This window comes from Halorubrum sp. SP3, from assembly GCF_005435195.1.
In the GTDB taxonomy this organism is placed as follows: Archaea; Halobacteriota; Halobacteria; order Halobacteriales; family Haloferacaceae; genus Halorubrum; species Halorubrum sodomense.
Window position 1 is genome coordinate 1 of the sequence record NZ_SGTU01000030.1, and the last position, 2,486, is coordinate 2,486.

Consider the following 2,486-nt stretch of genomic DNA (forward strand, 5'->3'; position numbering starts at 1 on the left):
GAACAAGTTTGTCTTGAATAAAGGAGAGTACCACGCTCGTGCCGCGGAAATCAACGACCGATCGCTCTCTTGGTTGGATTCAATCGGCGACGATCGGCCCTTCTTCCTGTGGAACCACTATATGGATCCTCACGGGCCATACAATCCGCCTGCGGGCTACACGTACGCCGACCGCGAACTGTCGAACGACGAGGCGCAGACGCTCTACCAGAAGACGATCGACAGCCCCGACGAGATCGTGGACGAGGAGCGGCAGTTGTTAATTGATGCCTACGACGGGGAGATCCGATATCTGGACGATCAGCTCCGCGCGTTCTTCGACTCGCTCGACGATCGCGGGCTGCTCGAAGAGAGTCTGATTGTCGTGACGGCCGACCACGGGGATGCGTTCGGCGAACACGGGTACTACACGCACCCGCGATATCTCCACGAGTCGTTGCTACACGTTCCGCTGATCGTTTCGTTGCCGGGTGAACGTGGGAACGAAACGGTGACAACTCCGGTGAGTACGCTGGATATCGTTCCGATGATACTGGAATACGCTGGTGAGCCCGAGTCGGAGTTGCCGAGGGAGCCACTCGTGAATAGAGACGGACAGTTAGTGTTCGATGACAGTGTCGTCTTCGCAAGTGCGACCGGCGAGGACGAACACGAGGGGATCAGGCGCTTTGCCGCTCGCGGCGAGCGGTGGAAGGCGGTACTGGAGCGGGAGATCGATTCGGGAGAGATCGTTTCTGAGGGAGTGTACGATCTTGTGGAGGATCCCAGAGAGCAGTCAGAGCTAAACCCGAAGCAGGCCGATTCAATAGAATTCCTAGAAGAGCTACGCTCATTCAGCGCATCCCGAGTTGACTCGGTTGACGGCTCAGAACAGGAGGAAGGGACACAAGACCAGTCCGCAGAGATCGACGAGCGGCTCGAAGCCCTCGGGTATAAATGAGGAGCTTATAATGGACATCTGCCTCGTATCAAAAATGTTCCCGCCGGATGTTGGGGGAGCTGAGACGTACGCCTACGAGCTGTCGAACACATTGGGACGTGCGGGACACAACGTCGATGTGTTTACTATGGAAGCGGCGACAGACGGTGAAATCGATGTCCACGAGAATGTCTCGGTAACCCGTCTGATGAAACGTCGTCGGCTCGTAACCGTGGATACAGTCCTCTTTAGTATCGTGGCACGGCGCAAGATCGACTTTGACGCGTACGATGTCGTCCACGGCACGCTGATGCCAGCGTCGACAGTCGCGTTCACTCCTGGGTTCGGAATGGCTGACGTACCGCTTGTCGTGACGAGTCATGGTACATCGGTCGGCGAAATGCGGTCGAGTGACCCGCACACGTACGAGGATTACCTGATGAAGTACGTGTTCCATCCGATGAACATCGTCTTGGATTCGATCGCAGGGCGATTCGCCGATCGAATTATCGCTATCAGCGATCACACACAGGAGCAACTGGTGGATACGTACCGCTTCGACAGCGATCGAGTTTCGATGATTCCTCACGGGGTGGATAACGAGCGATTCCATCCCGATGCCGGCCCACATCCTGCGCCCGATTCAGAGAAATTCACGTTACTGTACGTGGGCCGGCTAGGACCCCGAAAGGGAGTCGATTTGGCGATCGAGAGCTTTGCAGCCCTTGACCGCCCTGACGTGGAGTTGTTGATCGCCGGGACGGGCCGACATGAGGATCGGTTGCGGAACCTCGCATCAGAGTTGGGCGTTTCAAATCGTGTCCGGTTCCTCGGGTTCGTTCCAGATGACGAGCTGCCGGCACTGTATGCGAGTTCAGACCTATTTGTCCTCCTGTCGAGCTACGAGGGCTACGGTCTTGTGTTACTGGAGTCGATGGCCTGTGGAACGCCGGTAGTGGCATCCCGGGCCGGCGGAATCACGACCGTCGTCGACGGTAAGTCCGGTGCGTTGGTTTCACGTGAGATTGGGGATATTATCGACTCGATTGACTCCTTTATCGAAGATAATGACCACCACCTAGAGGCTACTTCGGCAGCTCAAACCCGAGCTACAGAACTTGACTGGAACGAAGTAGCAGACAGAGTTATTGATGAATACGTACACACTGAGGTAGGTCAATAGATGAGCGTGACCGTCCCGAAGGTATCAAATGGATCAATTGAGGCGGTCCTTGGACTGGTGCGTGACTATTTCAGCTATTTGATCCTCCTCGGTGGTATCGGAGCACTATCTGTAGTCGTTCTTCTTGATCTCTGGGCATTTCTCGCGCCAGCTGTCGGTATTCTACTCGGTGGAATTGTTGGCATTTTCGTTCGCGATTATCGGATAGAAAGTGAGCAGGATCCGCTAGATTGGCGCTTTGGCATCATCGCCACGTCGCTGTTTATTGTCGGTCTCTTTGTGATCTACCGCCCTGTAATCGGTGCTCGTCCACCGCTTCACTATGTACTTCACGGAGCAATGGCAGCCGTCATCGGGTATCAGATATTCCGAGGAGGTTCTTGG

At 55.4% G+C, this 2,486-nt stretch carries 3 protein-coding genes; all 3 read left to right on the forward strand.

Going from position 1 to position 2,486, the window contains the following annotated elements; genetic code table 11:
* On the forward strand, positions 1-940 hold a 940-nt coding region (locus EXE42_RS14705), incomplete at its 5' end, for a sulfatase-like hydrolase/transferase (protein ID WP_137706818.1).
* A gap of 10 nt (positions 941-950) precedes the next feature.
* The gene (locus tag EXE42_RS14710; RefSeq protein WP_241988395.1) at positions 951-2,102 is read left to right on the forward strand and encodes a glycosyltransferase family 4 protein; all 1,152 of its coding nucleotides are present in this window, start codon (positions 951-953) and stop codon (positions 2,100-2,102) included.
* Positions 2,103-2,486: hypothetical protein (locus EXE42_RS18620; protein WP_158293712.1), on the forward strand; the 384-nt coding region annotated here is incomplete at its 3' end.

Bases quoted from the DNA above. Each gene is read 5' to 3' on its own strand.
- EXE42_RS14710 (WP_241988395.1), top strand. From the start codon at position 951: ATGGACATCTGCCTCGTATCAAAAATGTTCCCGCCGGATGTTGGGGGA.